Here is a 23301-nt window from a genome sequence, read left to right as displayed (position 1 = left end):
CCTCTCTCGTCGCGCCAATGGAACAACCATTGGCCGCTCCTCGTTCGTTGCACTGGGCAAAAACGACCTCCGCCGCAGCGACCAAAGCAATTGATGACAGGCCCTAGTCCTCGAGCGTCTTCACGAAGTGGAACGAGGTGATCTGCAGGCCTTCGCGGAAGTAGAACTTGTGCGCCTTCAGGCGCGGCGTGCCGGAATCGAGCGTCAGCTGCGTGCAGCCCAGCGCACGGGCATGGCGCTCGCACCAGCCGAGCAGCGCCTTGCCGACGCCGGCCGAGCGGTGCCCGGCATCGCTCACCAGGTCATCGATGTACAGCTCGCTGCGCGAGAAGGTCTTTTCCAGCACGCGCCAGATCGCAAGCCCCAGCACCACGCCGTCGTCGACCGCCACCAGCATCCGCCCACCGCCGGCGAACACCCGCAGCATCTGGTCGCTGTAGTTCGGCATCAGCTGCGGCCGCAGCTGGCGGTGCACGCCTTCGGCCTGCGCCAGCCAGCGGGCGGCCACGATGCGGCCCTCGCTGTCGGTGACTTCGATGAGCTGCAGCATGGCGCGTCACCTCGGGGTGGGGGAGGGGCAGTCTGCGACGGTGATCCGGGGCCGGCAAATGCCGTGCGATGCGCACGCCGGCCAGCGGCGGAACGGGAACTTGCGGCTGCTATCATCGGTCCACTTCGGCAGCTGAGGCTGTGCCGATTTACCTTTTATTTACAAGGAGCTTGTCGATGACTACGCCCAATCCGCTGCGCAGTGTTCCGGTCGCCGGCCGCACCTCCTCGGGCGCCGGCTACGGCGCCATTGCCACCAACACCGTGTTGCGCAACACCTACCTGCTGCTGTCGGCGACGCTGCTGTTCTCGGCGCTGATGGCGGGCCTGTCGATGGCCATCAACCTGCCGCGCGGCCTGTCGCTGGTCTGCTCGCTGGTGTCGATGGGCCTGCTGTGGTTCGTGGTGCCGCGCACGGCGAATTCGGCCAACGGCATCTGGGTGGTGTTCGCGGTCACCGGCCTGCTCGGCCTGGGCCTCGGCCCGGTGCTGAACAGCTACATCGGCCGCTTCGCCAACGGTTCGCAGATCGTCATGACCGCCTTCGGCCTGACCGGCACGATCTTCGTCGGCCTGTCGGCATTCGCGGTGAAGTCCGGCCGCGACTTCAGCTTCATGCGCGGCATGATCACCGGCGGCATCCTGATCGCCTTCGTGCTGTCGATCGGCTCGCTGGTAGCTTCGCTGCTCGGCTACCACTTCCAGCCGTTGGTGCTGGCGGTGTCGGCGATGTTCGCGCTGCTGATGTGCGGCGTGATCCTGATGGAAACCTCGGACGTCGTGAACGGCTACCAGACCAACTACGTGCTGGCCACCGTCGGCCTGTATCTGGCGATCTACAACCTGTTCGTCAGCCTTCTGCAGCTGCTCGGCTTCGCCTCCGGCGACGACTGAGCGCACGGCGGGCCCGCTGCTGCATCATCGAGAACCCCGCAGCGTGCTGCGGGGTTCTTTCTTTTCCGCCATCGAACGACTGCCATGAATCTCACCGTGCTCGGCCAGACGGCCGGCCTGCTGGTGCTGTCCAACCTGTTCATGACCTGGGCCTGGTACGGGCATCTGAAGACGCTGCACGACAAGCCGCTGTGGATCGCGATCCTGGCCAGCTGGGGCATCGCCCTGTTCGAGTACATGCTGATGGTGCCGGCCAACCGCACCGGCTTCGGCACGCTGAGCCTGGCCCAGCTGAAGATCCTGCAGGAGGTCATCACGCTGCTGGTGTTCATGCCGTTCGCGCTGCTGGTGATGAAGCAGCCGCTGAAGCTCGACTTCCTGTGGGCGGCGCTATGCATGTGCGGGGCGGTGTACTTCATCTTCCGGTAAGGCGGTGCGCCGGCGATGCCGGCCTACAATGCCGCGACCCCGCATCCCAGGCTGCCTCCCGTGTTGAAGGAATATCCGCAGTACGACGCCACCGGCCTCGCCGCCCTGATCGCCCGCCGCGAGGTCAGCGCCGCCGAGGTGCTGGAGGCCGCGCTGGCCCGGCTCGAGGCGGTCAATCCGAAGATCAACGCTTTCTGCACGCCGATGATCGACGCCGCCCAGGCCCGCGCCGCCGGGCCGCTGGACGGGCCGTTCGCCGGGGTGCCGTTCCTGCTCAAGGACATCGCCCAGCATGTGAAGGGCGTGCCGACCAGCGCCGGCAGCCGGGTCCTGAAGGACTGGTGTCCGGAGGTCACCTCGGAAATCGTGCTGCGTTTCGAGCGGGCCGGGCTGGTCAGCTTCGGCAAGACCACCCTGCCGGAACTGGCGCTGAAAGGCTGCACCGAAAGCCGGCTCTGGGGCCCGACCCGCAATCCCTGGAACCTCGAGCGGACGCCGGGCGGCTCGTCCGGTGGCGCGGCAGCAGCGGTGGCGGCCGGCATCGTGCCGGCGGCAAGCGCCTCCGACGGTGGCGGCTCGATCCGCATTCCGGCGTCCTACTGCGGCCTGTTCGGCTTGCGTCCCGGCCGGGGCCGGGTGCCGCCGGGGCCGACCCACGACGAGTTCTGGGAGGGCGCATCGAGCGAGCATGTGCTGACCCGCACGGTCCGCGATTCCGCCGGCCTGCTCGATGCCATCCACGGCGCTGACCTGGGCAGCCCGTTCCGGATCGCGCCGCCGGAGCGGCCGTATGCCGAGGAAGTCGGTCGCGATCCCGGTCGGCTGCGCATCGGCTTCTCGACCGCGTCGCCGATCAACCAGCCGGTCGATCCCGATTACATCCGCGCGGTACATGACACCGCCAAGCTGCTGGAAAGCCTCGGCCACCAGGTCGAGGAAGCGCGGCCGGCGATCGACGGCATGGCGCTGGCCCGCTGCTACCTGACCATGTACTACGGCCAGACGGCGGCGGCGGTCGATCACGCCTGCGCGCTGACCGGGGCGCGCGAAATCGATTTCGAGCTGGAAACGCGGGCGCTGGCCCTGTTCGGCCGCAGTCTGACCGCCGGCGAGTACGTCGCCCGCCGGCAGGAATGGAACGGCTTCATGCGTGCGCTGGGTGCGTTCCACCAGCGTTTCGACCTGTACCTGATTCCGTCGGCGGCGCAGGCGCCGGCTGCCATCGGCAGCCAGGAACTGCCGATGGCGGAACAGCTGGCGATGCGCGCGGTGCTCCGGCTCGGCCTCGGCCGGCAGGTGCTGAACAGCGGCGTGATCGACCGGATCGCCGCCAAGAGCCTCGGCCGGGTGCCGTTCACGCAGCTGTCAAACCTGACGTTCACGCCGAGCATGTCGGTGCCGCTGCACGTGGATCGCGACGGCCTGCCGATCGGCGTGCAGTTCGTCGCCGCCAGCGGCGGGGAAGGGCTGCTGATCCGGCTGGCGGCGCAGCTCGAAGTGGCGGCGCCGTGGGCCGGGCGCCGCGCGCCGATCTAGCTCGCGGCAACTACTTCCAGTCGAACGCCGTGGCGTTGCGCGCCCGCGGCTTGCCTTCGCCCTCGACCAGCTCGAAGGCGATCAGCACCTCGCGGGTCTTCAGGTCGCGGAAGCGCTCGGCACTGACCTTGCGGCCGTCCTCGGTGTAGTCGTTGGCGTACAGGATCACGTCGGTGCGCAGGTCCGATACCGCCAGTCCTTCGCGCACCGTCAGGTAGGCGAAGCCGCGTTCGTCGACGTAGTGCATGACGCCGATGCGGGTATCGCTCGGCGGCAGCAGGTCCGGAATCAGGAAGCCGTAGTGGTGGTAGTCGGCCTCGCGCTTGAGGTCGCCGCTGACATTGCCGAAGCTCAGCACGTCGACGCGCTTGCCCTTGTCCTGCAGCGCGCGCACCAGGCGCAGGAAATCGCCGTCGCCGGTGCCGAGCAGCACGTAGTCGAGGTTTTCGGCCTGCAGCAGCGCATCGACCGCCAGGTCGAGATCGGCATTGGCCTTGACCACGTCGACGCCATCGTCGTTGCGATAGCGCCGAGCTTCCTTCAGCACCAGGTGAAAGCCGTTGCGGCGCACCGCGTTGCGATGGTTTTCCTTGGCCTGACGGTAGCTGTCGTCCTCGTCCTCGCGCTGGACGTCGATCGACAGATAGGCGTTGGCGCGCAGCACGGTGGCGCCCTGCGCCTCGACCAGCCGCCGCACCGTTTCATAGCGGAAACCGCGCCCACCGGTCCTCGACAGGTTCTCGACGTCGAGGAAGATGCCGGCTTTCAGCACTACGCCGACTTCGCCCGCTTGGCCGACGTGGCCGCCGGCTTGGCGGCCGGTGCCGGACGCGGACGGCGCACCGGCTTCTTCAGCGCATCGATGCGCAGCAGCAGGTTCGGGTCCGGGCAGCGGGCCAGCCAGGTCGCCTTTTCCGACAGCCGGCAGACACCCGGATAGTCGCCTTCGCGGCCATCCAGCTCGCGGATGATCTGGAAATGCAGGTGCGGGGCCCAGCCGACGTTCTCGTGCGGCTGGCCGAGCCAGCCGATCGGTTCGCCGATCGCCACCGTCTTGCCGCGCTTGGTCAGCTGCAGCGACTGCCGCGACAGATGCCCGTACAGCGTGTGGAAACGCACGCCCTGGATTTCGTGCTCCAGGATGATGGTCGGACCGTAGTCGCCGAATTCCTTGTTGTCGCGCGTGGAATGGACCACGCCCGGCAGCACCGCATGGATCACGGTGCCGGCCGACAACCAGAGATCGACGCCCAGATGCACGGTGCGCGGCTCTTCCGAGCCGGTGCCGTAGAGGTCGCTCATCCGGTACATCGCGCGTTCCTCGCCGTAGCCGCCGGCCGCGTAATCGGCATTGGCGGCACGCAGGCGGCGCAGGATCCAGCGATGAAAAGCGCTGGCATCGGCCGGATCGGTGCCTTCCAGCGCGTCCGGCCCCGGGCCGAGCGCCAGCGGCAGGCAGCGTTTCGCATTCAGCGCGTACGACACCGGGCTCGCGGCCGGCGTCATCGCCAGTAACTTGCTGAAGTTGTCGCGTCCCATCGTCGTCAAACCCTGTCCTGTACGCGAGGGCGGCGTTTCGCCAGCAGCGGAACGACGCCCGGGAGTCACTTTGCCGCCGCCGCTGTCGACTGCGCCGGGGAGCGTGGTCGTCGAGCGGCGGGAAAACCGCCATTGTGCCGTGTGGCGCGTCACAAGTCGCCCCTTTGTCAGGTCTGGACCCGGTTTCGGGGATCGAAATCGGGGAAAAGTACCCGCATCTGCTCGTAAATCTGCTTCTGGCTGTCGTTTTCGGCCGCCGGCGTCTGGATCTGCACGGTGACGAACTGGTCGCCGGCCGGGCTGCCCGGCAGGCCGCGGCCCTTCAGGCGCAGCCTGCGACCAGACAGCGTGCCGGGCGGGAGGTTCAGTTCGACGGTTCCGCCGAGGGTCAGCACCGGCACCGGCCCACCCAGCGCCGCCTCCCAGGGGCTGACATTCAGTGTCATGTGCAGGTCGCGGCCTTCCGGCTTGAACAGCGGATGGGCCGCGAAGCTGAGTTCCAGCAGCACGTCGCCGCCGCGTGGCGCCTGGCCGGCGAGGCGGATGGTCTGGCCGGCGGTCACGCCCTTCGGGATGCGCACGTTGAGCGTGCGGTTGCCGATCGACACGCTGCGGGTCGCGCCCGTGTAGGAATCCTCCAGCGCGATCGCCAGCCGTGCCTGCTGGTCGCGGGCGACGCCGCCGCCGAAATCGTCGTAGCCGCCGGCGCCGCCGAAGCCGGCGCCGGCCGCGCCATTGCCGAACAGGCTGGAGAAGAAATCGGAAAATCCGCCGGCATCGCCACCGAAGCCGCCGGCGCCGGTCCGGGCGCCGCCCCAGCCGGGCGGCGGCGTGAAGCGCTGGCCGTTCTGCCAGTTCGCGCCGAGCTGGTCATAGGCCGCGCGCTTCTTCGGATCGCTGAGCACTTCGTTGGCCTCGTTGGCGGCCTTGAAACGCTCCTCGGCATCCTTCGCCTTGTTCTTGTCGGGATGGAACTCGCGCGCCAGCTTGCGATAGGCGCGCTTGATCTCCGCCTCGTCGGCCGTGCGCGGCACACCCAGAATCTTGTAGTAGTCCTTGTATTCCATCGGATTCCGGAAAACGGCAGCGGGGCGTCACGGCGCCGGTTGGCCGCGACGCCCCGCAATGTACGTCAACAGTTGTGGATCGGTCGGCTTCAGTGAGCCACGGAAATGCGCCGCGGCTGGGCGGTCGGCCGCTTGGGGATCACCACTTCCAGCACGCCGTTCGCGCCCCGGGCACTGACGGCCTCGGAATCGACGGTGTCGGGCAGGCTGAAGCGGCGGAAGAAGCGGCCATGGGCGCGTTCGACGCGGCGGCGCTCGACGGCCGCGCCGGCATCGGCGTCCTTCTCGCGGCTGCCGCTCAGGCTCAGGATGCCTTTCTCCAGCGTCACCTCGATGCTGGCCGGATCGACGCCCGGCACATCGGCGTGCAGCACGAAGCGGTCGGCGTATTCGGCGATGTCGACGGCCGGCGCCCAGTCGGCCGTGGCGCTCGACGAGGCATCGTTGGCGGCACCGCTGTCGCCGTTGACGTAGCGGTTGAATTCGTTGAGGAGCTCCCGGTGCATCGCCCAGGGCCCGAAAGTGCGTTCGCGGATCAAGTTGGACATGGAAACCTCCGTAGGAAGCGTGGGACTGGCGGGGCAGTTCTGGCAGCTGCCCACGCCCGGAATGCTGAGGTCGAGTGCTGCGGGTTCAAGAGCGGGCGGCGAGCGCCGCGCCGGCATCGAGCAGCGCCGCCAGCCGCTGCTCGATCGCCGCCAGGTCGGGAATCAGCGCCTCGCGGGCATCGCTGCGCAGCCGGACCCGGGCCAGCGCCAGCTCGGGCACGTCGCTGGCGCGCAGCGGCAGGGCTTCCAGCCCGTCGCGCGCCAGCCGCAGCAGCTGCGGATGGCGCTCGCAGAGCACCGCGCAGCGTGGCTCGCCGGCGCCCGGCGTCAGCGCCTGCAGCACCGCGATCCGCCCGCGCCGGCCGCCACTGTCGTGGCTGCCGCCGATCAGGCGCTCGAACTGCAGCACTGGCAGGTCGAGGTGCTGCCAGGCCAGCCAGCCGGCGAACCAGTCCGGTACCTCCCCGCCGGGGGCGCGCAGCGCCGCCGGTGCCAGCGAATCGGCGAGCGCCAGGTTCGGCAGCAGCAGGCGGTCGTCGTGCAGCGGCAGCAGCACGGCGTGGAGAAGGTCGTCGGCGGATTCGGTCATGGCATCAGGCCGGGCAGGCTGCGCAGCGTGGCCAGCAGCTGCTCGTCCTGCCAGGGCTTGGTCAGGTAGCGGTCGACGCCCAGCTGCCGCGCGCGGGCGCGGTGCTTGTCGCCGGAGCGCGAGGTGATCATCACGATCGGCAGCCCCGCCAGCCGCGCCTGCTGGCGGATGAAGGCGGCGACTTCGAAGCCATCGGCGCGCGGCATCTCGATGTCCAGCAGCACGGCGGCCGGCGTCTCGGTGTGCAGCAGCGCCATCGCCTCGACGCCGTCGCGGGCGCTCAGCACCCGGTAGCCGTGGCGCAGCAGCAGGCGCTCGGCAACCCGGCGGATGGTGATCGAATCGTCGACCACCAGCACCGTCGCCCGGCGGTCGTGCGGGCGCTGCCCGGCCTCGGCGTCGCCCTGCGGCGCCCGGCGCATGCGATCGGCGACCAGCGTCGGCAGATCCAGGATCATGGCCGGCCGGCCGTCGGCGAGCAGCGTCGCGCCGCCGATGCCGGGCACCGCGCCGAGCTGCGGGCCGGCCCCCTTGCTGACGATCTCGCGGTTGCCGAGCACCCGGTCGACGCGCAGCGCCAGCCGCTGGGGCCGGCCATCGGCGCCGTCACCGTTGAGGCGCAGCAGCAGCGCATGCAGGTGACGACCGTCAGCCGCATCGCCGGCCGGCAGGTCGACGAACTCGCCCAGATGACGCAGCGGCCAGTCCTGATCGGCCCAGCGGAACTGCGGATGCTCGCCGGCCAGCAGCGTGGCGGCCTGCTCGCGCGGCAGCCGGCCGACGCCGTCGATGGCGGCCAGCGGAATGGCGAAGGTTTCATCGCCGACACCGACCAGCAGCGCCTGCGACAGCGCCAGCGCCAGCGGCAGGTGGATCGTGAAGCGCGCGCCCCGGCCGGGATCGGCGTGCAGCGCCAGCGTGCCGCCCAGCTGGCGCACGGTATTGGCGACCACATCCATGCCGATGCCGCGGCCGGCGTCCTCGGTCACCGTGCCGGCGGTGCTGAAGCCGGGTTCGAGGATCAGCCGGGCCAGCGCCGGGTCGCTGATTTCCGCTGCCGCTGACAGCCGTCCGCTGGCGATGGCGCGGGCGCGGATCGCCGCGAGGTCGAAGCCGCGGCCGTCGTCGGCCACCTCGATGCGCAGCTGCGCGCCATCGCGGGCCAGGGTCACGGTGATGGTGCCGCGTGCCGGCTTGCCGGCCGCCACCCGCAGGGCCGGCGCTTCGATGCCATGCACCACGGCGTTGCGCAGCAGGTGTTCCAGCGGCGCGGTCATCCGTTCGAGCAGCTTGCGGTCCAGTTCGGCATCGGCGCCGACATACACCGGCTCCACGTCTCGGCCGTGGTCCAGCGCGGTCTGCCGGATCAGTCGGCTCAGGCGCGGCTCCTGGCGCGCGAACGGCACCATCAGCGTGCCCATCAGGGCCTGCTGCAGTTCGGTGGTCTGGCGTGCCTGCTGCACCAGCAGGCTGTCGGCGCTGGCCAGCGTGTCGTCCATGCTGGCGTGCAGCGACACCAGATCGCCGACCGACTCGGCCAGCGCCCGCGACAGCTCCTGCATCCGCGAATAGCGATCCATTTCCAGCGCATCGAATTCGGCCGCGTAGCGATCCTCGGCCGCCGCGCCGTGGCCGGCCCGCTGGCTGCTGCGGGCGCTGATCTGGGCATCGGTCTCGATGTCCAGCTGGCGTAGCTGGTCGCGGATGCGGCCGATGGTCTGCGTGGTTTCCGCCAGCTGCACCTTCAGCGCCGCCTGCTGCTCGTCGAGCCGGCCGCGGGCGATGGCGATCTCGCCGGCCTGGTCGAGCATCGCGTCGAGCTGCTCCACCGGTACCCGCGCCGTTTCGCGGTGACCGGGCGCGGCGGCCGGGCTGTCGTCGTCGGCCGTCGGGAACAGGCCCGGTAGCCAGTCGTGCAGCAGCGGCGGCCGATCGCCGGCAAGCGCATCCGGACATTCGTCGTTGCCGGCCGGGCCGGCGGCGGCCTCGGCGCCAGCATCGACGGCGCGGTCATCGGGGCGGCTGTCGTCGACCGTCTCAGCAGCGGCGACCGCTGCAGGCGGCTCGCCCGCCGCGCCGAGCGTCGCCTCGATCGCGGCCAGCACCGGCGCTGCGGGCAGCGGTTCGCCGCGCCGCCAGCCATCGAGCAGCCGTTGCAGGCCGTCGATGCCGTGGTCGAGCGCGGCCAGCAGCACGACGGCCGGCGCCGCGTCCGGGCGTTCGAGCAGGCTTTCCAGCCGGTGGGCGACGGTGCCGATCGCCGTGGCCGCCGCCATCCGGGCACTGCCTTTCAGCGTGTGCAGGTTGCGTCGCAGGTTGCCGAGGCTGCGCCGCTCCTCCGGCTGCCCGGCCCACAGCCCGGACGACACCGCCAGCGCGTCGAGCAGCTCCTGCGCTTCGCCGAGGAAGATGTCGCGCAGTTCGGCGTCCACCGTCGTGTCGCTGTCGATCGGAGGGCTCGCAGCGGCGGGGGCCGTGATCGGCGGCGCGGCGGCTTGCTCGCCGGCTGCCACCGCATCGTCGGGCGCTTGCGCCGGTGCGGACCAGGCGGCGATCGCTCCGGCATAGCCATCGGCGGCATCTTCGGCCACCGGCTGCTCGTCGGCCACGGCGTCGACCCAGCGCGCCAGCGTTGCCACCAGCGCGTCGAGCTGTGGCAGCGCCTCGGCCGGCAACCTGCGCTGCTGCTGCGGCGCCGGATCGAGCGCTGATTCCAGCAGGCCAGCCAGTCGGCTCAGCGCCACCGCGTTGACGATGGCCGCCGCGCCTTTGAGCGTGTGGAAGCTGCGCGACAGCGCAGCATCGATCGTCACTTCCGGCTGCTGGCGATCGGCCTGCGCCAGCCAGTCGCGCAGGCCGGCCAGCCGGGCGCGGCTGTCCTGGCAGAACACGCTGCGCAGGTCCGGTGCCGGCGCGGCGGCGGTTGCGGCGAGCGCCGCCAGCCGGGCGATCAGCGCAGCCAGGGCCGGATCAGCGAGCGCGACGCCGGCCTTCCAGCGGTCGATCACACCAGGCACGGCGTCGATCGCTTCGGTCAGCGCGGCGACGGTTTCCGGGCGGCCGGCGGCGTGCGGATCGAGGCTCGGTTGCAGCAGCGCTTCGCAGGCGGCGGCAAGCTCGCCGAGCGCCATCGCGCCGACGCTGCGACCGCTGCCGGTCAGCGTGTGGAAGGCGCGCAGCAGGGCGGCGCGGGTGCCGGCATCGCCGGGCGCGCGGATGAAGGCGGGCCGCAGTGCGGCCAGCGCCGCCAGCACTTCGGCGGCCTCGCCGGCAAACAGCGGTTTCAGCTCCTCGGTGGCCGCAGGTGGAAGTGGCAGCAACATCGGCAGCGACGGCGCGGGTGCGGCCGCCGGTTCAGCGGCTGGCGACGTCAGCTGCCGCACGGCATCGCGCCAGGCCTGCGCCAGCCGGCCGCTGCGCGGGCTGTGGTCGTGCCCGGCGTCCAGCCAGGCTTCCAGCGCGGCGATCGCCGGGGTGGCAGCCGCCGGCCGCATGGCAGCAGGAAGCTCGTCCAGCTGCGTCGCGAGCACCGCCGCCGCATCGGCTTCGGCGCCGCTGCCCAGCATCCGCAGCGCCGCCGCCAGCGGCTGCAGCAGCGGTCGCGTCGGCAGCTGGGCCGGCGATCCGGAATCGAGCCCCGGATGTTCCAGCAGCGCTCGGACCCGCGCCGCGTCGCCCCGCAGCTCGCGCAGCAGCGCCGTGCGCGCGGCCTGCCATTCCGATGCCAGTGGCGTGGCGCCATCGGCGCGGTCGTCGTCTGGCCGCAGCCCGGGCGCCAGCGCGGCCTCCAGACGCAGCAGCCGGACGGCGATCGGCAGCCAGTCGGCCAGGGCCGTACCGTTGCCGACGGCGTCGATCGCCGGCCCGAGCTGGCGCAGCGATCGCGCGGCGTCGACTTCGCCGAGCAATTCGGCGACGGCGGCGGCGCGCAGCAGGCGCGGCTGGCAGCCGGCCAGCGCCGTGCGGCTGCCGCGCTGATGCAGGTCGATGGCGTCACGCAGCTCGGCCAGTTCCTGCTGCAGCGCCGTCCGAGCCGCGTCGCCGCTGGCCCGATCCGGCAAGGCCGGCGGGAGATCGGCCGCAGCGGCGTCGGCCGGCAGCAGCCGCGCCAGCAGGGCGGCGCCGCTGCCGGTGGCGCCCGCTTCCTGCAGTGCGTGCAGCAGCAGCCACAGCGTGTCGCCGGTCTGGGCGCGGGCGGCGGCTTCGCCGCGTTCGGCCAGCGTCTTCAACTGGCTGCCGGCGCGGCCGAGCAGGCGGCGGGCATCGAGCGAGTCGATCCGGCGGCCGATCAGGCTGTCGGCGAACGCGGCGTGCGCCTGCCAGCAGGCGCGCAGCCGGTCGTCGTCGACCCGGCTGGCGACGGCGCTGGCCAGGGTCGCCAGCCGGGCCAGCGCCTCGTCGGCCGCCGGGTTGCGGAACCAGGCCAGGAACGCGGCCTGGAAGCCGGCCAGTTCGCGGCTGGCGAAAGTCGTGGCCGATTCCCCGGCCACTCCGGCGATGGCGGCGGCGGGCACGCGGTCCGGCCAGGCCTCGGCGACGGCGCGGGCCGCGAACAGCTCGGCGGCGCTCAGCTCGGCGGCGCCGCGCGCGGTGCGCAGCGCGTTCAGCGCTGTGCGCAGCCGTGGCGTGTCGAGCGGATCGTCGAGGCCGATTTCCAGCAGCAGCGCGGCGTCGTCGAGCGCCGCGCAGGCGCGCTCGCCGGCTTCGGTGGTGACCGCCAGCAGCGCCCGCATTTCCTCGATCAGCCGGGGGCCGGCGAAGGCGCCGGTGATCGCCCAGCCGCCGTGCAGTTCGCGCAGGTCGCGGTCCAGCCGGCGGCGGCATTCGGTCGGCTGCGAGCGGTCTTCCGGCCACGCTTCGAGCGCCGCCTGGATCTGGCCGAGCGATGACCGCAGCAGGCGGGTCAGCGCCGGTTCGCGCGCGCAGGAAGGCGGCAGCGGCATGTCAGCGTCCGGCGCGGATGAACAGATCGCTGCGCGCCAGCCGCTTCAGCGACAGCACCAGCCAGTCCTGGCCATCGCGATGGAAGGCGCCGAGCCGCCACGGCTGCAACGCCGGCGCGGCGGTGATCGACGGCCGCTGATCCTCCGGCACGAAGCGCCGGTAACCGATCACGTCGTCGACCAGGAAAGCGGCCGGTGGGCCGTCCTGCTGCAGCACCAGCAGCCGCTGTTCGCGCGCCTCGCCGGCCGGGCCGCCGTCGAGCAGCGCGCCGAGATCGGTCACCGGCAGCGCGCTGCCGCGCACGTTGGCGACGCCGAGCAGCCAGTCGCGGGCGCCGGGCACGCGGGTCAGGCGTGGCCGGCCGGTCACTTCGCGGATCTCGTCGCCCGGCACCAGCAGGCGCTGGTCGCGCAGCCGGAAGGCCAGCCCGGTCCAGGCCAGCGGCGCGCTGCCGGCCGGCCGGCCGTGGTCGCCGGGTGCGCCGCGCAGCTGCCGTTCGAGCGCGCGCAGCAGCTCGAACGGCGGCAGCCGGCGGAGGTCGGCGCCGATCACCGGGGGCCGGCGCTCAGGGCGCGCACGGCGCCCAGCAGCTCGTCGCGGGTGAAGGGCTTGGTCAGGTAGTCGTCGGCGCCGGCGAGCCGGCCGCGGGCGCGGTCGAACAGGCCGTCCTTCGACGACAGCATCACCACTGGCGTCTTCGCATGGCGCGGGTGGGCCTTGATCAGCGCGCAGGCCTGAAAGCCGTCGAGCCTTGGCATCATGATGTCGATGAAGATCAGGTCCGGCGCTTCCTCGACGACGCAGGCCAGCGCCTCGTAGCCGTCGGCGGCGGTCACCACCGCGTAGCCGGCCGATCGGAGCAGCGTTTCGGCGCTGCGGCGGATGGTCTGGCTGTCGTCGATCACCAGCACCTTGACCGGCGCGCCGGCCGCCGCTTCGGGGCGGTGCTGCTCGTCTGTGGCCACGGTCAAAGGCTCCTGCAATGGGCGGGTCGGCGGCTTGTAGCACGCGGATCGGCGGCGTCCCGATCGTGCCGACGACCGTGCCCGGAGGCCGGACAAGGGCCGTCGGCCGGGCGTCTTGGCAGAAGTGACCGATCGGTTACGCTACGCACCCCGCGCAGGCCCACTGCGCCCCGCCGGCAGATGTCGCCATGCCCAGCCCTTCGCATCACGCGGTACCGAACCTGACCACCGCCCAGACGGCGCCGCTGCTCCGTTTCGAGAGCCTGCTGCTGGAACGCGCGGCCGATATCGAGCGCTGGTTCCGCAGCCAGTGGGCGCTGACGCCGCCGCCGTTCTACTGTTCGGTGGATCTGCGCAACGCCGGCTTCAAGCTGGCGCCGGTCGACACCAACCTGTTCCCGGGCGGTTTCAACAACCTCAATCCGGCCTTCGAGGCGCTGTGCGTGCAGGCCATCCAGTCGGCACTCGAACGGGTGATGTCGACCGCCTGCGACGTGCTGCTGGTGCCCGAGAACCACACCCGCAACCGCTTTTATCTGGAAAACGTCGCGACCCTGCAGGGGCTGATCCAGAAGGCCGGCTACACGGTGCGGCTGGGCTCGCTCAGGGCTGACCTGCACGAGCCGGAATCCATTCAGCTCGATTCCGGCCGCACGCTGCATCTGGAGCCGATCCGCCGCGATGGCGATCATGTTTACGTCGGCGATTTCCGGCCCTGCGTGGTGGTGCTGAACAACGATCTGTCGTCCGGGCGGCCGGCGCTGCTCGACCAGATCGTCCAGCCGGTCATTCCGCCGCTCGGCGTCGGCTGGAACACCCGGCTCAAGACCCAGCATTTCGGCATCTACCGGGAAGTGGCGGCGGAGTTCGGCAAGCTGCTCGGCATCGATCCCTGGTGGGTCGATCCGCTGTTCCGCAACTGCGGCCAGATCAACTTCAAGACCCGCGAAGGCGAGGACTGCCTGGCCTCGAACGTCGAGCTGCTGCTCGAGGACATCGCCGAGAAGTACCGCGAGTACGGTGTCCGCGACGAGCCGTTCGTGATCGTCAAGGCCGATGCCGGCACCTACGGCATGGGCGTGATGACGGTGAAGAGCGCCGACGAGATCCGCAACATGAACCGCGACGCGCGCAAGAAGATGGCGTCGGCGAAGGAAGGCAACGAAGTCACCGGCGCGATCATCCAGGAAGGCGTCTACACCTTCGAGCGCTGGGGCGACGAGCAGTCCACCGCCGAGCCGGTGGTCTACATGATCGACAAGCACGTGGTCGGCGGCTTCTACCGCGTGCACGGCGGCCGTTCGAACACCGAGAACCTGAACGCGCCGGGTGCCAGCTTCCAGCCGCTGGCCTTCGCCGAGCCCTGCAACTGCCCGGACACCGCGCAGAACCCGGACGCTTCGCCGAACCGCTTCTACGCCTACGGCGTGGTGGCGCGGCTGGCGCTGGTGGCGGCGGCACGGGAAACCGCCAACGCGATGGCCCGCGAACCGCAGGCGGCCGAAGTCGCCTGAGCTGCAGGCGTTTCCGGTAACGGAGGTTTTTTGCTGCGTTGCGGCGCGGAATGACGTGAAATGCCGGCCGGTTTCCCTTTCCGTGCTGCCGCCATGACCGACGATTCCATCCTGCTGACCGAAGACGCCGACCTGCCGACGGTGCCGCTGGCGCCCGCGCCGTGGTCGCTGACCGGCACCGGCTACATCCTGCTGATGAAGCTGCCGGCGGCAGTGCTCGACGACCCGCGCCACACGCCGGCGGCGCTGCGCGGCCAGCGGCGCGGCGGGCTGTCGATGGTGATGCTGGTGGACTACGAAAGCTCGGCGGTCGGCCCGTACCGGGAGCTGCTGTACATCCCCGGCAAGTTCGCGTTCGGCGCCAAGGTCTACCAGTCGATCACCCGCATCTATGTGTCGAGCCTGGAATCGGTGGTCAACGGCCGGATCAACTGGGGCATTCCGAAGGATCGCTGCGACTTCGACTACCAGTATGGCGCCGACGGCCACGACCGTCTCGAAGCCAGCCTGAACGGCCAGCCGTTCGCGCGCTTCGCGTTCAAGGCCGGCGGCTGGCGGCTGCCGTTCTCCACCGCCATCGTGCCGAACGCGCTGCTGACCCTGGCGCAGCGTCACGGCGGCCGGCAGTTCGTCTACGTGCCGTCGGCGAGCGGCCGCATCCAGTTCGCCAAGGTCACCGACTGGTCCTTCGATGCCGCGCTGTTCCCGGATCTGGCGCAGGGCAAGGTGCTGGCCTGCGTCAAGGTGCCGCGCTTCGCGATGGGCTTTCCGGTGTCGGCGGTGCAGCCGGCCTGACGGCGGTTGCACGGGGTCCAGCTGCCATTCCGGCGACGGCTGGAATCCGGTCTCCGTTTCCGGCGGACGGCCGGCGTCGGCGCTGGATCCCGGCCTGCGCCGGGATGACATCGTGCTCGAATGCTGCTCTCCCGTGTCTTCCTGACCCCAGCCACCTCACGACCAGATGAATTTCGGCATCGGCGAGTTCTATTCCCTGGCCTGCGCACTGGTCTGGGCGGTGGCGGTGGTGCTGTTCAAGAAGTCCGGCGACAGCATCTCGCCGTTCGCGCTGAACCTGTTCAAGAACACGCTGGCGGCGCTGCTGCTGGGCGTCACCGTGGCGGTAGTAAGCCCGGCGCTGCCGGCGTTCACGCCGCTGTCGCTGCTGCTGATCGCGGTGTCCGGCTTGCTCGGCATCTGCTTCGGCGACAGCTGCTACCTGCGCGCGCTGAACACCATCGGCGCCAGCCGGATGGCGGTGGCGCAGACGCTGTTCTCGCCGTTCGTCATCGTGCTGTCGGCGATCTTCCTGCACGAGCGTCTGCACGGCCTGCAATGGCTCGGCGCAGCGCTGGTGCTGGGCGGCATCGTGCTGGTCACCTGGACCGACAACGCCGGGCCGGCGGCGGCCGATGCCGGCCGGCTGCGGCGCGGCACGGCACTGGGCGTGTTCTCGGTGCTGCTGATGGCGATCGGCATCGTCATGGTCAAGCCGCAGCTGGCGCAGCACGCGCTGCTGTGGGTGGTCTGGCTGCGCGTGGTGGCCGGCGTCGCCGGGCTGCTGGCGATGGTGGCGCTGCGCCGCAATGCTGCTGCGCTGCGGGCCGAATACCGGGCGGTGCGCCACTGGCCGCAGATCGTCGCCGGCTCGGTGGCCGGCACCTACCTGTCGATGATGCTGTGGCTGGCCGGCTACAAGTACACGTCGGCATCGGTCGCCGCCGTGCTCAACGAGACGGCGGCGCTGTTCATCGTGCTGTTCGCGGTGCTGTTCCTGCGCGAGCGGGTCGGGCCCCGGCAACTGGCCGGCGTTGCCGTCGCCATGCTCGGCGTGGGGCTGATGGTGCTGCGCTGAAGCCGGCGGCCGGCGTCGCAAATCCGGCGCGATTCGACGCGCCCTGAGCGGGTAAGCCCGCTTCCGACACCGCTTGTCCCGTGCGCTTGCAGGCCCCCGGACCGATGCTGACCCTGTGGTTCATCCAGACGTTCCACCACAGGTCGCGCCGTGAATATCCAGCCCTCCAAACCGTTTCATCTGCTGCTGTCCTCGCTGCTGTTCGGGCTGGCCCTGCCGGCGATGGCCGCCCTCAGCGCGCCGTTCGGCACCGGGCTCGCCAAGGTGGTGAAGACCGTGACGCCGACCACCACCACGCCTGCCGTCGTCGGCACGATCGACCCGGTCAACGGCTATCTGAGCGTCAGTGGCAGCCTGAAGCGCAGCTGGGTAAGCCAGAGCGGCGGGCTGGTGCAGTCGAACAACCTGCTGACCGTCAGCAGCGCCACGATGAACGTGGCCGGCGTGACCCGCCGTTATCTGTCGATGCGGCCGACCGCGCCGACCGCCAACCTGCCGGTACTGCTGCTGCTGCACGCCAGCGGCGTGACGCCGGAAGCGATGGCCAGCCTGACCGAGGTCGCCGACTACGCGGCGACGCAGGGCTTCTGGGTGGTGCTGCCGGCGGCGGTCGGCGGCGTCTGGAAGGACGATCCGCTGAAGACCGGCAGCGACGACGTCAACTTCATCACCGCGCTGATCGCCCAGCTCGGCGGCCAGGGTGCCGATCCGGCGCGCATCTATGCAGCCGGCTATTCCAACGGCGGCTTCATGGCCACCCGGCTGGCCTGCGCGGCCTCGGACCGCATCGCCGCGTTCGCCGTCGTTGCCGCCACCACCCGCTACGGCGTGTCGAGCACCTGCGGCACGCCGCTGTCGCGGCCGAAGGTCTGGTTCGTCGGTACTGCCGACACCATCGTGCCGATTGCCGGGGCGCTCGACCTGCGCTCGGCGGACTCGACGCTGGCCTTCTGGAACAGCCGCCAGGGTTGCGCCGGCGTGCTCGCCAGCAGCCTGCCGAACCGCTCGACCACCGATGGCACCACCGTGCAGCTGACCCGCTACACCGGCTGCAGCGGCAGCGCGCCTGGCGGCACCGCCATCGAGAACCAGGTCTACACGGTGACCGGCGGCGGCCACGCCTGGCCGGGCGGGCTGGTGTCAGTCACCGGTGTCATTTCCCAGGACATCAAGGCCACCGGCCTGATCTGGAACTTTGTGCGCGGCTACCGCCGCTAGACGCTGCGCGGCGTCATTCAGCGCGGCGGGGTGGCCGGCGCCGTGGGCTTCAGGTAGCGGTCGCGCAGCACGGTCTGGCGGCTGGTCATCGGCATCGTCCGGCCCTCGATCCAGACGGCGGTGGCGGCGCTGGTGACCTCCAGCGGATCGCCGTCCCAGAGCACCAGGTCGGCGATCTTGCCCGGCTCGATCGAGCCGAGCACGGTCGACAGGCCGAGGATCTGCGCCGGCTGCAGCGTGATCGCCGCCAGCGCCGCGTCGCGGCTCAGGCCGTTGGCGGCGGCGATGCCGGCCAGCTGGCGCAGGTTGCGGGCATTGTGGCTGCCGAACTCGGAGGCATCGACGAAGGCGAAGGCGACGCCGGCGCGGGACAGCCGGGCGATGGCGTCGCGGCGCACGTGCAGCGTCTCGAAATGGGCGGGCAGATTGCGGCTCGGATCGATCAGCACCGGCACCGAGCGGCTGGCCAGCTCGGCGGCCACCAGGTGCGCCTCGGCGGCACCGCTGATGATCAGCAGCAGGCCGTAGTCGTCGGCCAGCTTCAGCGCGGCCAGGATGTCCGACGCCCGCTCGGCGTGCAGCACCAGCGGCAGCTCGCGCTGCAGCACCCGGCGCAGCACCGGCAGGTCCAGCGGGCTCAGCTGGGCCTCGCCGGACAGGCCGTCGCCGAGCCGGGCGCCGCCGCTGCGCGCTTCCTCGAAGGCTTCCCGCAGCGCGGCCATGGCCGCCGGCCGGCTGCCGGCCAGTTCGCGGCCCTGCTCGCCGAGCGTGGCGAACAGCGCCGCCTGCGGCCGGGTGATCCATTCGCCGTCCGGCGCCAGCGTGCCGGCCAGCGAGACGATGGCGCCCTGGCCGGCGATCAGGCTGCCGCCCTTGCGGGTATCCGGCGCCGTCAGCGCCCGGGTCACGCCGGCGATGCGGTTGACCGGCAGCAGCGCCGAGCGCGGATTCAGCGCATCGGCAACCGACAGCGCGGCGCTGTAGCGCTTCTGGCCGGAGGCGACGTCGTTGGTTTCCTCGACGCCGTCGATTTCCTTGAGCCCCAGCGCACTCGACGCGACGATGATGCCCGGCGTCACTGGCCGGCCGCGGGCATCGATGACGCGGCTGCCGTCGGGAATCGCGACCTCGTTGCCGACCGCCTCGATGCGGCCGTTGCGCACCAGCACCGTGGCATCGCGCAGCACCCCGGCGCTGGCGACGGTGTGCACCTCGGCATGGATGATCGCGAACCGCTCGGCCTGCGCCGGGCTGCCGAGCAGCAGCGCCGTCAGGCCCGCCAGCCACCGCATCGGGCGGCGGCTCATGGGCGTGCTCCGGCGGCGGCTTCGGCAGGGTCGTCGGCTGTGTCTTCGGTCGCGGGACCGGCGTCGTCGGCCTCGGTGCCGAGCATGAAATCGCTGTCCGGCTGCGCCTTCGGGTGCGCGCGGTCGAGCTGCAGCACGCCGTCGATCCAGACCTGGTCGGCATGAGCGTAGACCGAGAACGGCGTGCCGCTCCACAGCACCACGTCGGCCGCCTTGCCGACTTCCAGCGTGCCGGTGCGGTCGAGGATGCCGAGTGCCTTCGCCGGGTTGGCGGTCAGCCAGCCGATCGCATGTTCCTCGCTGACCGGCAGGCCGGCGCGGCGGCCGGCGGCCATCGCCTTGGCGGCTTCCTGGTTGAGCCGCTGGATGCCGTCCGGATCGTCGGAATGGACGATCGCGCAGCCGGCGCCGTGGTCGCTGCGAGCGGCGTCGACGATGGCGATGTTCTCGCTGATCGCATCCCAGGCTTCCAGCTTGAAGCCCCACCAGTCGGCCCATAGCGCGCCGCAGGTGCCGGTGCTGGCCAGCAGGTCGGCGATCTTGTAGGCCTCCACCGCGTGGTGGAAGGCCTGGATCTTGAAGCCGAACTCCTTGGCGACATCGAGCATGGTCGCCATCTGGTCGGCGCGGTAGCAGTGCATGTGGACCAGGATATTGCCGCGCAGCACGTCGGCCAGCGTGTCCATCGCCAGGTCGCGGTCCGGCGACGGGCCCTTGCGCTCCTTGTTCCAGGCATCCCAGCGGGCGCGGTAGCCACTGGCCTTGGCGAACGCGGCGCGATAGCCGGCGACGTTGCCCATGCCGGTCGACGGCGAGCGGCCACCGCCCTTGCCGTAGACGCGCTTGGGATTTTCGCCGCAGGCCATCTTCAGGCTGCGCCGGGCGCCGGGGAACAGCATCTGCTGGTAGGTCACCGCCGGCACGTTCTTGATCACCACGCCGCGGCCGCCGATCAGGTTGGCCGAGCCCGGCAGCACCTGCAGCGTGGTGACGCCGCCAGCGCGCGCGGCCTCGAAGCCGGGGTCCTGCGGCCAGATCGAGTGCTCGGCCCAGACCTCCGGCGTGGTCGCCGCCGTCGCTTCGTTGCCGTCGCTGGTGGCCCAGACGGCCGGCGCCGGGTAGACGCCGAGATGGGAATGGACGTCGATGATGCCGGGCGTCAGGTAGCGGCCGCCGGCCTCGATCACCGTGGTGCCGCCGGCTGCCAACCCCTTGCCGATCGCGGCGATCCGGCCTTCGGACAGCAGCACGTCGGTATTGTCGAGCCGGCTGTCGAGGCCGGTCAGCACGGTGGCGCCGCGGATCAGCACCGTGGCCGCCGGGGCCGGCCGGTAGGTGGACGGGAACGGGTCGGCCGCCGTGCCTGCCGCCGGATGGCGATCGCTGCAGGCGGCGAGCAGCACGGTGACGAGAACGCCGAGGCAGGCGGGGACGGGTCGAATCATTGCGGCGGGTCCGGCAGGCGGGCGAGGTGCGTCGAGCTTATCGCGCTACCACGGGGCGGGACCGGCATTGCCGCGCCACCGGCCCGGCAGGTACGGTGCCGCAGCCTCCGAACGTCCTGACCCCGATGACCGCAACACCGCCCGCGTCCTCACTTGCCGCCGACACGGCCACCGATGATCCGCTGCAGTGGCTCGAAGCGATCGACGATCCGGCCGCGCTCGACTGGGTGCGCGCGCACAACGCGGCGACCTGCGCCGAGCTGGAGGCCAGCCCCGCGTACCGGCCGATTCACGACCGCCTGCTGGCGATCCTCGATTCCGAGGCGCGGATTCCGTACGTCACCAAGCTCGGCGCGCACTACTACAACTTCTGGCGTGACGCCCGGCAGCTGCGCGGCGTCTGGCGGCGCACGACCTATGCCTCGTACATCCGCGCCGAGCCGGACTGGGAGACGGTGCTTGATCTCGACGCGCTGGCGGCGGCGGAAGGCGAAAACTGGGTCTGGAACGGTGTCGTCTGCCGCGAGCCGGAAGCCGACCGCTGCCTGCTGCAGCTGTCACGCGGCGGCGGCGATGCCGTGGTGATCCGCGAGTTCGATCTGATCGACAAGCGTTTCGTGACCGACGGCTTCCAGCTGCCGGAAGCGAAGACCGAGGTCAGCTGGATCGACCGCGACCACCTTTACGTCGCCACCGACTTCGGGCCTGGCAGCCTGACCGACAGCGGCTACCCGCGCACGGTGCGCGAGTGGCGGCGCGGCACGCCGTTGGCCGAGGCGGTGACGGCATTCACCGGTGCCCGCGACGACGTGGCGGTGAGCGCGGTCAGCATCGTCACCGCCGGGCACCGCTACCGGATGATCCGCCGGGCCATCACCTTCTACAGCGGCGAGCACTGGCTGAATGTCGACGGTCGTTTCCAGAGGCTGCCGGTACCGGACGATGCGCAGGTCGGCTTCTGGCGCGACCAGATGACGGTCGAACTGCGTAGCGACTGGACGGTCGACGGCGTCGTCCATCCGGCCGGCGCGCTGCTGGCGATCGGCGTCGCCGAATTCCTGGCCGGCCAGCGCCGTTTTGCCCAGCTGTACCGGCCTGGGCCGCGCAGCGCGCTGAGCGGCGTGGCCGGGCTGCGCCACGCGCTGATCATCCACGAGCTGCACGAGGTCCGCAGCCGGCTCCATGCGCTGAAGCCGGGCCGCGACGGCTGGACGCGCACCGCCATCGAGGCGCCGGCGTTCGGGGCGCTCGGCGTGTCCGAGGTCGATGACCACGACTGCGACGACTACTGGCTGACCGTCACCGATTTCCTGACCCCGACGACGCTGTTCCGCGCCACGCTCGGCGGCGCTGCGCCCGAGCGGCTGAAGGCGCTGCCGGCGTTCTTCGCGACCGACGGGCTGGAGATCGTCCAGCACCACGCGACCTCGAAGGACGGCACGCAGGTGCCGTACTTCCAGGTGTCGCGCCGGGGTTTGCCGCTGGATGGCCGCAATCCGACGCTGCTGTACGGCTACGGCGGCTTCGAGGTGTCGATGCTGCCGAGCTACAGCGCCGGCGTCGGCGCCGCGTGGCTGGAGCGGGGCGGCACCTATGTGCTGGCCAACATCCGCGGCGGCGGCGAGTTCGGGCCGGCCTGGCACCAGGCGGCGCTGAAGGAACACCGCCAGCGCGCCTACGATGATTTCATCGCCGTCGCCGAAGATCTGATCCGGCGCGGCGTGACCTCGCCGCCGCATCTCGGCATCCAGGGCGGCAGCAACGGCGGCCTGCTGATGGGCGTGATGCTGACCCAGCGGCCAGAGCTGTTCGGCGCCGTCGTCTGCCAGGTGCCGCTGCTCGACATGCGCCGCTATCACCAGCTGCTGGCCGGCGCCTCGTGGATCGGCGAGTACGGCAATCCCGACCTGCCCGAGGAGTGGGCCTGGATCGCCCGCTATTCGCCGTACCAGAAGGTGGCCGCCGGCACGCGGTATCCGCGCGTGCTGTTCACGACCTCGACCCGAGACGACCGCGTGCATCCCGGCCACGCCCGCAAGATGGCTGCGCGGATGGCCGGGCAGGGCCACGATGTCCTGTATTACGAAAACCTCGAAGGCGGCCACGGCGGCGCGGCGAACAATCCGCAGCTGGCGCGGATGAGCGCGCTGGCCTACGCCTTCCTGTGGCAGCAGCTGTCCCGGCCTGATGCCGATCCCGAATCCTGACCTGGAGCGCTTCCGATGAATCCCGCCGACACCCGCAGCCCCCGCGCCACGTTCACCAGCATCGAGACCAGCACCGCCGAGGACTGGCAGCTGATCGCCAAGGAATTCGGCGGCTTCGCGCGCCAGCTGCCGGATCGCATCCTCACGCACCTGAAGCTGCTCGAAGGCGATTTCGGCGGCTTTCCGATCGACCGCCTGAGCCACTGCCTGCAGACCGCGACCCGGGCGCACCGCGATGGTCGCGACGAGGCCTATGTGGTCTGCGCGCTGCTGCATGACCTGGGTGACGTGCTGGCCACCTGGAACCATCCGGATGTCGCGGCGGCGCTGATCAAGCCTTTCGTGCCCGAGGCCTACCACTGGATGGTGGCCCATCACGGCATCTTCCAGGGCTACTACTTCTTCCATCACCTGGGCATGGATCGCGACATGCGCGAGGCGTATCGCGATTCGCCGCACTACACGCTGACCGAGGAGTTCTGCGCCAAGTACGACAGCCCGGCCTTCGATCCGGCCGCCGAGACGCTGCCGCTGGACCACTTCGAGCCGATGCTGCGCCGGGTGTTCGCCGAGCCGCGCCACTCGATCTACCGCGCCGCGCTTGACTAGGGCCTGTCATCAAATTGCTTTGGTCGCTGCGTTGCAGGTCAAAAGGCCGCCGGGCGAGGCGCGAACCGCAGGCCATAGCGATTCTATGG

Annotated in this window: 20 protein-coding genes; 9 read left to right on the top strand and 11 right to left on the bottom strand. The window is 70.9% G+C overall.

From position 1 onward, the window contains the following. Positions 1–103: 103 nt before the first annotated feature. The gene (locus ACTIGJ_RS19050; protein ID WP_439641907.1) at positions 104–550 is read right to left on the bottom strand and encodes a GNAT family N-acetyltransferase; all 447 of its coding nucleotides are present in this window, start codon (positions 548–550) and stop codon (positions 104–106) included. 176 nt (positions 551–726) lie between these two features. Between ACTIGJ_RS19050 and ACTIGJ_RS19045 the strand changes: the two genes are divergently transcribed. From ACTIGJ_RS19045 to ACTIGJ_RS19035, 3 genes are all read left to right on the top strand, one after another. Continuing rightward, positions 727–1443, top strand: a complete 717-nt coding sequence (locus tag ACTIGJ_RS19045; protein ID WP_439641906.1) for a Bax inhibitor-1 family protein — start codon at positions 727–729, stop codon at positions 1441–1443. An 84-nt stretch (positions 1444–1527) separates the two neighbouring features. Then, complete coding sequence (locus tag ACTIGJ_RS19040) at positions 1528–1872, top strand: DMT family protein (RefSeq protein WP_439641905.1); 345 nt, start codon at positions 1528–1530, stop codon at positions 1870–1872. A 60-nt stretch (positions 1873–1932) separates the two neighbouring features. Then, positions 1933–3408, top strand: a complete 1476-nt coding sequence (locus ACTIGJ_RS19035) for an amidase (RefSeq protein WP_439641904.1) — start codon at positions 1933–1935, stop codon at positions 3406–3408. 10 nt (positions 3409–3418) lie between these two features. Here ACTIGJ_RS19035 and ACTIGJ_RS19030 read toward each other — a convergent pair whose 3' ends face one another. The 8 genes from ACTIGJ_RS19030 to ACTIGJ_RS18995 all read right to left on the bottom strand — a co-directional run bounded on the left by ACTIGJ_RS19030 (position 3419) and on the right by ACTIGJ_RS18995 (position 13060). Beyond that, the gene (locus ACTIGJ_RS19030) at positions 3419–4180 is read right to left on the bottom strand and encodes a LabA-like NYN domain-containing protein (RefSeq protein WP_439641903.1); all 762 of its coding nucleotides are present in this window, start codon (positions 4178–4180) and stop codon (positions 3419–3421) included. Further along, positions 4180–4947: a peptidoglycan DD-metalloendopeptidase family protein gene (locus tag ACTIGJ_RS19025; protein WP_439641902.1), complete on the bottom strand. Its 768-nt coding sequence runs from the start codon at positions 4945–4947 to the stop codon at positions 4180–4182. The genes ACTIGJ_RS19030 and ACTIGJ_RS19025 overlap by 1 nt, the downstream gene beginning before the upstream one ends. A gap of 167 nt (positions 4948–5114) precedes the next feature. Then, positions 5115–6014 carry a DnaJ C-terminal domain-containing protein gene (locus ACTIGJ_RS19020; RefSeq protein WP_439641901.1) on the bottom strand — a complete coding sequence of 300 codons (900 nt, stop codon included), beginning with the start codon at positions 6012–6014 and terminating at the stop codon, positions 5115–5117. Positions 6015–6103: 89 nt separating this feature from the next. After that, the gene (locus ACTIGJ_RS19015; protein WP_439641900.1) at positions 6104–6562 is read right to left on the bottom strand and encodes an Hsp20/alpha crystallin family protein; all 459 of its coding nucleotides are present in this window, start codon (positions 6560–6562) and stop codon (positions 6104–6106) included. A gap of 85 nt (positions 6563–6647) precedes the next feature. Continuing rightward, on the bottom strand, positions 6648–7151 hold the full coding sequence (locus ACTIGJ_RS19010) for a chemotaxis protein CheW (RefSeq protein ID WP_439641899.1): 504 nt from the start codon (positions 7149–7151) through the stop codon (positions 6648–6650). Beyond that, positions 7148–12094, bottom strand: a complete 4947-nt coding sequence (locus tag ACTIGJ_RS19005) for an Hpt domain-containing protein (protein WP_439641898.1) — start codon at positions 12092–12094, stop codon at positions 7148–7150. Before ACTIGJ_RS19005 ends, ACTIGJ_RS19010 begins: the two co-directional genes overlap by 4 nt. A gap of 1 nt (position 12095) precedes the next feature. After that, positions 12096–12647 (bottom strand): chemotaxis protein CheW, encoded by a 552-nt coding sequence (locus ACTIGJ_RS19000; RefSeq protein WP_439641897.1) that lies wholly within the window; start codon positions 12645–12647, stop codon positions 12096–12098. Next, positions 12644–13060 carry a response regulator transcription factor gene (locus ACTIGJ_RS18995; RefSeq protein WP_439641896.1) on the bottom strand — a complete coding sequence of 139 codons (417 nt, stop codon included), beginning with the start codon at positions 13058–13060 and terminating at the stop codon, positions 12644–12646. The genes ACTIGJ_RS19000 and ACTIGJ_RS18995 overlap by 4 nt, the downstream gene beginning before the upstream one ends. Before the next feature lie 188 nt (positions 13061–13248). Between ACTIGJ_RS18995 and gshA the strand changes: the two genes are divergently transcribed. The 4 genes from gshA (at position 13249) to ACTIGJ_RS18975 (ending at position 17644) form a co-directional block, all read left to right on the top strand. After that, entirely contained in the window at positions 13249–14574 is a 1326-nt protein-coding gene (gene gshA / locus ACTIGJ_RS18990; protein ID WP_439641895.1) for a glutamate--cysteine ligase, read from the top strand. A gap of 93 nt (positions 14575–14667) precedes the next feature. Beyond that, positions 14668–15369, top strand: a complete 702-nt coding sequence (locus tag ACTIGJ_RS18985) for an acetoacetate decarboxylase family protein (protein WP_439641894.1) — start codon at positions 14668–14670, stop codon at positions 15367–15369. Between the two features lie 166 nt (positions 15370–15535). After that, positions 15536–16426: a DMT family transporter gene (locus ACTIGJ_RS18980; RefSeq protein WP_439641893.1), complete on the top strand. Its 891-nt coding sequence runs from the start codon at positions 15536–15538 to the stop codon at positions 16424–16426. Between the two features lie 150 nt (positions 16427–16576). Then, positions 16577–17644: an alpha/beta hydrolase family esterase gene (locus ACTIGJ_RS18975; protein ID WP_439641892.1), complete on the top strand. Its 1068-nt coding sequence runs from the start codon at positions 16577–16579 to the stop codon at positions 17642–17644. 17 nt (positions 17645–17661) lie between these two features. Here the strand turns inward: ACTIGJ_RS18975 and ACTIGJ_RS18970 are convergent, their stop codons facing one another. Both ACTIGJ_RS18970 and ACTIGJ_RS18965 read right to left on the bottom strand, forming a co-directional pair. Then, positions 17662–18951: an amidohydrolase family protein gene (locus ACTIGJ_RS18970; protein WP_439641891.1), complete on the bottom strand. Its 1290-nt coding sequence runs from the start codon at positions 18949–18951 to the stop codon at positions 17662–17664. Beyond that, the gene (locus ACTIGJ_RS18965) at positions 18948–20396 is read right to left on the bottom strand and encodes an amidohydrolase (protein ID WP_439641890.1); all 1449 of its coding nucleotides are present in this window, start codon (positions 20394–20396) and stop codon (positions 18948–18950) included. Before ACTIGJ_RS18965 ends, ACTIGJ_RS18970 begins: the two co-directional genes overlap by 4 nt. Positions 20397–20521: 125 nt before the next feature. Between ACTIGJ_RS18965 and ACTIGJ_RS18960 the strand changes: the two genes are divergently transcribed. Further along, complete coding sequence (locus tag ACTIGJ_RS18960; RefSeq protein WP_439641889.1) at positions 20522–22603, top strand: prolyl oligopeptidase family serine peptidase; 2082 nt, start codon at positions 20522–20524, stop codon at positions 22601–22603. Between the two features lie 15 nt (positions 22604–22618). Further along, on the top strand, positions 22619–23212 hold the full coding sequence (locus ACTIGJ_RS18955; RefSeq protein WP_439641888.1) for an HD domain-containing protein: 594 nt from the start codon (positions 22619–22621) through the stop codon (positions 23210–23212). Positions 23213–23301 lie beyond the last annotated feature (89 nt).

The sequence above is a fragment of the Nevskia sp. genome, assembly GCF_051860985.1.
Classification (GTDB): Bacteria; Pseudomonadota; Gammaproteobacteria; order Nevskiales; family Nevskiaceae; genus Nevskia.
This window is presented reverse-complemented; position numbering and strand designations above follow the sequence as displayed.